A 7,032-nucleotide genomic window follows, 5' to 3' on the forward strand; every position below is an offset into this window, starting at 1 on the left:
CCGGATGACCGGGCCCTAACAGGGTTCCTGTGTCATGACGGAGGCACAAGGCCTGAATTGCGTCGGGAACCGCAGAACAGGCTTTCGAGAATGGGAACGGTCGGGCTATGAGCAACGCTTCTTTGATCAAGCGATCTATTGTCTTTTTTCTTGTCCCGGACTTTTCGATGATCGCATTTGCGACAGCAATTGAACCGCTGCGCATTGCCAATCGAATGCTGGGCTATGAAGCCTATCGCTGGCGCCTCACATCAACCGACGGCCAACCAGTAAAGGCATCAAATAACGTGGAATGCGCGGTCAATGCGTCACTTGAAGACGAGCGCCGCTATCTTCAACGCGAGCAGCGGCCATCCATGGTCTTTGTATGCTCCGGCGTTTACGTTGAGGAATTCCGCAACAAATCCGTCTTTGCCTGGCTGCGTGAAGAATATAATCGCGGCGTGGCAGTTGGTGGTCTTTGCACCGGCGCGCACATACTGGCTGCGGCTGGCCTTCTCTCCGGCAGGCGCTGTGCAATTCACTGGGAAAACCTGCCCGGTTTTTCCGAAGCCTTCCCAAAGGCAGAAGTCTATGCCGATCTTTTTGAGGTCGACGGCAATATTTATACCTGCGCAGGCGGAACAGCCGCGCTGGATATGATGCTGAAGCTGATCGGTGATGATTTCGACGACAATCTGGTCAATCGTATTTGCGAACAAGCGCTTACTGACCGCGTACGCAATCCGCATGACCGCCAGCGACTGCCGTTGCGCGCGCGCCTTGGCATTCAGAACTCGAAAATTCTGACCATCATCGAAATGATGGAAGCCAATCTTTCAGAACCGGAAACTCTCATTGATGTAGCGCACACTATTGGTCTTTCGCGCCGCCAGGTCGAACGGCTTTTCCGGCAGGAAATGGGTCGCTCTCCGGCGCGCTATTATCTTGAAATACGCCTCGACCGCGCCCGGCATCTGCTGTTGCAATCATCTATGCCGGTGGTTGAAGTGGCTGTCGCTTGCGGCTTTGTTTCCGCGTCGCATTTTTCCAAGTGCTATCGCGAACTTTATGGTCGTTCACCCCAGCAGGAACGAGCGGATCGGAAAATGCTCGTTGCAGCCTGATCGCTAGCTTTACAATCAACGCCGCGCCTTCAAAGCGCGGCTTTTTCTTTTAAATCATAGTGATAGCCCTGCCGGATGAATCAACTTTTCAACGTAGCGCGACGGTCAATCACTTGGCTTTCAATCGCGATGTCCAACGAAGTAATTTCGGTCGCCTCGGGCCGAGATTATGTCGTAGAATGACAATTGTCGCCCCTAGGCAAAGACTATGGTTCCATCAAATACAAAATGGGATCGCATAAAATGGCAGAGTTTCCTAAAAAGGCAAAAGTGGTCATTGTCGGCCTTGGCGGCATTGTCGGCGCATCTGTTGTCCACCATCTGATCGAACGGGGCTGGGACGACATTGTCGGTATCGACAAATCCGGCATCCCCACCGATATTGGCTCCACCGCACACGCATCCGATTTTTGCTATGCGACCAGCCACGATTTTCTGTCTTGCTGGACGACGCTTTATTCCATAGATTTCTATGAAAAGATGGGTCATTACGCCCGTGTCGGCGGCATCGAAGTCGCCCGCGTTGGCGACGATTCCCGTATGGAAGAGCTAAAGCGCAAGGTCGCTTCCGGCAAAGCCTTTGGTACCCGCGCCCGTCTGATGGAGCCATCGGAAGTCAAAGAAAAGTTCCCGCTCATTGAAGAAAGTCTCGTTCAGGGCGGTTTGTGGGACCCGGATGCAGGCCTCGTCATTCCCCGCTCGCAGACGGTCGCAGGCAAACTGATCGATCAGGCAGAAGCTGCGGGCAAACTCCAGAGTTTCGCCAACACACCGGCTCAGTCACTCGTCATCGAAAACGGCCGTATCAAAGGGGTTGTCACTCATCGCGGCACGATTGAGGCGGATTATGTCGTGATTTGCGCCGGTCTGTGGGGCCGCTTGATTGCCGAAATGGTTGGCGAAGACCTACCCGTCATGCCAATTGACCATCCGCTGACCTTCTTCGGCCCCTATAATGAATTTGCCGGAACCGGTAAAGAAATCGGCTGGCCGCTTCTGCGCGATCAGGGTAATTCCGCCTATATGCGCGATACAGGAGATCCGAAGACTGCCGAAGGCGGGCAGATCGAATGGGGCTATTACGAGGAAACCAATCCTCGCCTCTGCCATCCGCGCGACCTCCTTGAAAAGCACGAAGCACGCCTGTCACCTTCGCAGCGCGATCTTGACATGGAGCAGGTTCTTGAACCGCTTGAGCGCGCCATCGAACTGACACCGATCCTCGGCGAACTGGGTTATAATGAAAGCCATTCCTTCAACGGCTTTTTGCAGGTCACGACCGATGGTGGCCCTTCCATGGGTGAGAGCCAAAAGATACGCGGCCTGTGGTACGCAGTTGCCATCTGGGTCAAGGATGGCCCCGGCATGGGCAAACTCATTGCTGACTGGATGACCGATGGCCGAACGTCAATCGACCACCATGCCATTGATTATTCGCGCTTTTATCCGCACCAGATGACCGAACAATTCATTTGGGATCGCTGCACTGAAACCGCAATGAAGGTTTATAATCCTGCCGTTCATCCCCGCGAACCTTTCTCAAAGGGCCGCAATATCCGCCGCTCGCCATTCTATGAGCGTGAGAAAGAACTTGGCGGCCACTTCATGGAGTTGGGTGGCTGGGAGCGTGCGCATGGCTATGCAGCCAACGAACATCTGCTGGAGAAATATGGCGACCGCATTCCTGTGCGCGAAAACGAATGGGACAATCGCCATTTTTGGCGCGTTTCCAATGCTGAACATCTGGCGCTGAGTGAAGATTGCGGGATCATCAATCTCTCACATTTTGCAATGTATGACATTGAAGGCCCAGACCATGTCGAGCTGATGGAATGGCTTTGTGCTGCAAAAATTGGCGGCGATGGCAATATTGGAAAAGGCATCTACACCCATTTCCTCGATAATGAAGGCATGGTGCGCGCCGATTTCACAGCCATCCGCATGGCAGACCGCATCCGCATGATCAACGGTGCTGATGCTGGTCCACGCGATTTCCATTACATGCGTCGCGTGGCCGAAGATAAGGGTTTTGACGTTACCATCACCGATGTGACTGAAAAATATGTTACCATCGGAATCTGGGGACCAAATGCCCGCGAAAATTTGAAGAAAATCGTCGAAGACCCCGATGGTCTGAATGTCGAAAACTTCCCATTTGCGGCCATCAAGCCAATCCGTATTGCCGGTAAGGATGTAACTGCGTTCCGCATTTCCTATGTTGGTGAACAGGGTTGGGAATTGCATATGCGCTATGAAGACGCCCTCGCCGTCTGGGATGCGCTGCGTTCAACCGGGGCAATTGCAGTCGGTGTTGAGACCTATGCCAATACGCGTCGCATGGAAAAAAGCCTGCGCTTGCAGAATGCGGACCTGCTGACCGAATATAATCTGCTTGAAGCCGACCTTGCCCGCCCGAAGGTCAAGGAAGCGGATTTCTGTGGCAAGGCCAAACATCTTGAATATAAGGCGAGAGAACATCAGCCCGCCATGCTCTGCACGCTGGTTGTGAGCGAAAATGTCGATTCCAAAGGTGTTGAACGCTATCCGGTCGGCATTCTGCCGGTGCTAGATCCGGAAACCGGGGAAACCTTGGTCGATGAACTGGGTCGCCGTTCGTTCACGACCTCCATCGCTTATGGTCCAACGATTGGGAAGAACATCGCCCTTGCCTATCTGCCATGGTCCTATTGTCAGGAAGGCCGCAAGCTAAATGTTGAATATTTCGGCGAGACTTATCCCGTCGAAGTCGTCTCGATTGGCTATAAGCCGCTTTATGATCCTGAAAGCTCGAAGCCGCGCAGCTAAAAACAAAAAGCCGGGGCAAAACCCCGGCTTTTTCAATTCAAATCAGCGACTTACTGAAAAGTTGCCTTGCCACCCGAAAGGGTGATGGCTTCGTCGCCCTTCAGCGCCTCACGATCACCATTTGGAAAAGTGACAAAGCAGCCGCCATCGCAAAAATCGACAGTCTCACCGGGTGCTACCAGCAATTCGCGCTTTGAAGCACCTTCCGTCACCACAATAGTTTGCGCAGAAGCGTCATTGTTAGAGACGGTGGCTGCATAAAGCGCCGGTACCGAGAAAGAAAGCGCAAGCATCGCAGCTAGCCCGACTTTGCCAGCATGATTGATCTGAGTTCTGTTCATATCGTTCCGACGTTTCCGCCGCTCCCGCTACAACGCCGGAAACCCGGCCCCACTCTTCAAGGATGCATCACATCCCTGTCTATGCCTTTACTTATAAGACTTCAAAACTGAACTGCAACTGAACGCCCCGTTCATACTTTGTCGTCATGTTCAGATTTTTCAAGCTCGACTGGCTTTTCCTTTCGCGGCTTGGTCACAGGCGTCGCGTCCTTGTTGATCAGCTCGGAAAGCTTTTCGATTTCAGGTACTCCGAGCACCAGATCGGTGGAAGACGATGCCATCTGAATTCCTTCAGCATGGAATCGCTCGACAATCTGGAACCGCAGCTCGTTCTTGATCCCGCCTGTCGCTGTGATGTCTGCAACATGTGCATAGCAATCAAACACCATGAGCGAATCCGTCATGCTCTGAAAAGCAACGAACGGTTCGGGATTTTTGAGAATCGACGGATGAGCGCGTATGATTTCAAGCAGCAGCGCATGAACGCGGCGCGGCTCGTCGGTATAGGAAGCCTGCACATTTATATCGATGCGTCCAAGCTTGTTACGCAATGTCCAGTTGCCAACATTGCCGTTGATGAGCGTCGAATTCGGCACCACGATTGACTGCTTCTGGAAGGTTTCCACTTCCGTTGCTCGAACACTGATCTTTTTGACAATGCCGCTGACTGTTCCAGCCTCAACCCAGTCGCCGACTTTGAACGGACGTTCAGCCAGCAGGATAAGACCGGAAACAAAGTTTTGAACGATGTTCTGAAGACCAAAACCGATACCGAGCGAAAGACCACCGGCAATGAGTGCAAGGCTTGAGAGATTGAAACCTGCTGCGGAGACCGCAACCAATCCCGCAAGAACCAGTCCGACATAACCGACAACCGTTCGGATCGAATTGCGAACGCCGGAATCGACGCGCCCGCGCGCCATCACGCTGTTATCGAGCCAGTTCTGGAACCACCGCGTCATCAGATAAACGATGACGAAGAGTGCAAGCCCAGTGAAAATTCCCATCAGCGAAATGGAAATGCTGCCAATCTGGAAGCCAGTCATAAGCTGATAAAACGTGCTTTTAAGTTCGCTCCACTGGAAGCCAAACTGCATCAGCACGAGCGGTATCCCAACCAAAGCAACCGTCAGATTGATCAGAATTCCAACGGCAAGCCCTATTTGGTCGAGAATCGCGTCATTGAAATGAAAACGATCCCGCATCACCCGCCCAAATGGGCTGGAAGCAAAAGCCTGCTCTTCTGAAATCGCACGGGCCGTCAAGAAGCCGAGATACATTGCAACAAGGAAAGCGCCAGTAACGACGATCTGCTGCGCCATAAACCGCGCCATACCGATGAAGCCAAGTCCGGCTGCAACAATCGGCAAAAGCCCAAGAATAATGAGAAAGAACCGGAAAGCCTTCGGCCACGGCCTGACACCTTCTTCGTCTTTTTTCTCGATCGGCTTAAGCAGCGCGATAATCAGTATAAGGATACCAATCACGACCGTTGAAAGTAGGCTCTTTGCCATTGTCAGAGACAATGGCGACGACAGCACCTGATTAACCTTGCTGAAAAAGGAATCAAGCCCGTTTATCAGCGCCATACCCGTAATCAGCCACACCAAAGCCCGGCCCGGACCGGGTGCAATAGGCACCAGACGCCACGCAGGTGTATAAGGGCTGATACATGCAAAGGCCAAGCGGCTGATGAAAAATACGATGCCAAGAACAATGAATAGCGATTGCAGCAGGGCTGCTATATCGGGTCTCAAAACATTGAAATATTCGAGAGAGAAATAGGTGGTAGCAAGAAACACGCCCACAGCGCCAGACGGGATCGCAGTCGACCAGAAAGCCACCGAGAGGCGGCTTAGATAAGACGGCGTTTGAACGGTCAGATCGCGTTCCCACAGCGAACCCAGGACGCGGCGCGCACCAAGCTGAATAATCATTGCTGCAATGATCGCAAAAAACGCCGCTGCCAGAAATGAGTTCAGCTTAAATGTAAAAACAAACCGCCACCATGATTTGACGACGCGCCACAGCGAAACCATTTGGTCGCCTGCAGCAGCACTGACTTCCGAGCCAAGCGTAAGATCAAGACTGACACGCTGCGACAGGGTTTGTGCGAACAGATCTCGGCGCATATTGCCGATTTTCGACGACATCTGATTAACGGCAAGCGATGCATCTTCCGTCTCGCCAATGACTGCATTGATTTCGGCTTTTTCCGCAACCAGTCGCGCGCGCTCGTCAGCAACAATTGCAGGCTCTGCGGGTTGATCGCCCGAAGGTGCTGCACCCAGTTGCTCAAGACGGGTGTTGATTTCAGTCAGCCTTGGGCGAAACGCAACGCCTGCATCGAGCAGTTTCTTAGAAAGAGTATCGAGCTGGAGTTTGAAATTGGCAAGCGATTCATCGCTTGTTGAAGACTTCTGCAACTGATCGCTGATCGCCTTCGTCTGCTGCTTGAGATCATTAATAACCGGCTTTTGCTGCTGCACGACGCCCGAAACTGGCGCACTATCCGCAGCCGTCCCCGCAGCCGGTGCCGGTTGTGTGACAGTAGGCGGAGACGGTTGCGATTTGTTGTCCTGCGCAAGGGAGTTATCCGCCCCCACAAAAGACATAGCCAAAGCGGACACTACAAATATAAGTGTGCGAAACGTCGAAAAATGTCCCAATTTAAACTCTGCCAATTTCAATATTACGGTTCCAACATAAAGCGCGTTAAACCAGAAACAAGCCTTACTATATTGGCTAGGTCGCACACTCATAAACTGGGTTTTCAAATT

The 7,032-nt window shown here is 52.5% G+C and carries 4 protein-coding genes; 2 read left to right on the forward strand and 2 right to left on the reverse strand.

Annotated elements, in window-relative coordinates; all coding sequences use genetic code 11:
- Positions 1-107: 107 nt before the first annotated feature.
- Together CEV31_RS01065 and CEV31_RS01070 are read left to right on the forward strand one after the other, a co-directional pair.
- Entirely contained in the window at positions 108-1,106 is a 999-nt protein-coding gene (locus tag CEV31_RS01065; RefSeq protein ID WP_094505055.1) for a GlxA family transcriptional regulator, read from the forward strand.
- Positions 1,107-1,349: 243 nt separating this feature from the next.
- Positions 1,350-3,911, forward strand: coding sequence for a GcvT family protein (locus tag CEV31_RS01070; protein ID WP_094505056.1), 2,562 nt, complete (start codon positions 1,350-1,352; stop codon positions 3,909-3,911).
- A gap of 50 nt (positions 3,912-3,961) precedes the next feature.
- Here CEV31_RS01070 and CEV31_RS01075 read toward each other — a convergent pair whose 3' ends face one another.
- Together CEV31_RS01075 and CEV31_RS01080 are read right to left on the reverse strand one after the other, a co-directional pair.
- Positions 3,962-4,252 carry a hypothetical protein gene (locus tag CEV31_RS01075; RefSeq protein WP_094505057.1) on the reverse strand — a complete coding sequence of 97 codons (291 nt, stop codon included), beginning with the start codon at positions 4,250-4,252 and terminating at the stop codon, positions 3,962-3,964.
- Between the two features lie 131 nt (positions 4,253-4,383).
- Positions 4,384-6,867: a mechanosensitive ion channel domain-containing protein gene (locus CEV31_RS01080; RefSeq protein ID WP_374846882.1), complete on the reverse strand. Its 2,484-nt coding sequence runs from the start codon at positions 6,865-6,867 to the stop codon at positions 4,384-4,386.
- Positions 6,868-7,032: the final 165 nt, after the last annotated feature.

This window comes from Brucella thiophenivorans (genome assembly GCF_002252445.1).
Lineage (GTDB): Bacteria > Pseudomonadota > Alphaproteobacteria > Rhizobiales > Rhizobiaceae > Brucella > Brucella thiophenivorans.

Excerpts from the sequence above, each read along its gene's own strand:
- CEV31_RS01065 (WP_094505055.1), top strand. The coding sequence starts at position 108 with ATGAGCAACGCTTCTTTGATCAAGCGATCTATTGTCTTTTTTCTTGTC.
- CEV31_RS01070 (WP_094505056.1), top strand. The coding sequence starts at position 1,350 with ATGGCAGAGTTTCCTAAAAAGGCAAAAGTGGTCATTGTCGGCCTTGGC.
- CEV31_RS01075 (WP_094505057.1), bottom strand. The coding sequence starts at position 4,252 with ATGAACAGAACTCAGATCAATCATGCTGGCAAAGTCGGGCTAGCTGCG.
- CEV31_RS01080 (WP_374846882.1), bottom strand. The coding sequence starts at position 6,867 with ATGTCTTTTGTGGGGGCGGATAACTCCCTTGCGCAGGACAACAAATCG.